1 protein-coding gene is annotated in these 552 nt (G+C 67.0%); it reads left to right on the forward strand.

The window, feature by feature from the left end; genetic code table 11:
- Nucleotides 1–2: 2 nt before the first annotated feature.
- The coding region (locus tag BGP85_RS00120) for an enolase C-terminal domain-like protein (protein WP_308450550.1) at nt 3–552 on the forward strand (550 nt) is incomplete at its 3' end.

Genomic DNA, 552 nt, shown 5'->3' on the forward strand with positions numbered 1-552 from the left:
AGCTGGCGATGCACACGATGCAGCAGCAGACCCTGGTGGTGCTACGCCTGCGCTGCAGCGACGGCGTCGAAGGCATCGGCGAGGCCACCACCATCGGCGGCCTGGCCTACGGCTACGAGAGCCCCGAGGGCATCAAGGCCAACATCGACGCGCACCTTGCCCCCGCGCTGGTCGGCTTGCCTGCGGACAACATCAATGCCGCCATGCTCAAGCTCGACAAGCTGGCCAAGGGCAACACCTTTGCCAAGTCCGGCATCGAAAGCGCCTTGCTCGACGCCCAGGGCAAGCGCCTCGGCCTGGCGGTCAGCGAACTGCTCGGTGGCCGCGTGCGTGACAGCCTGGAAGTGGCCTGGACCCTGGCCAGCGGCGACACCGCCCGCGACATCGCCGAAGCCGAGCACATGCTGGAGATCCGCCGGCACCGCGTGTTCAAGCTGAAGATCGGCGCCAACCCGCTGGAGCAGGATTTGAAGCACGTGGTGGCGATCAAGCGCGAGCTGGGCGAACGTGCCAGCGTGCGCGTCGACGTCAACCAGTACTGGGACGAATCCC

This window comes from Pseudomonas putida, assembly GCF_002906855.1.
In the GTDB taxonomy this organism is placed as follows: Bacteria; Pseudomonadota; Gammaproteobacteria; order Pseudomonadales; family Pseudomonadaceae; genus Aquipseudomonas; species Aquipseudomonas putida_N.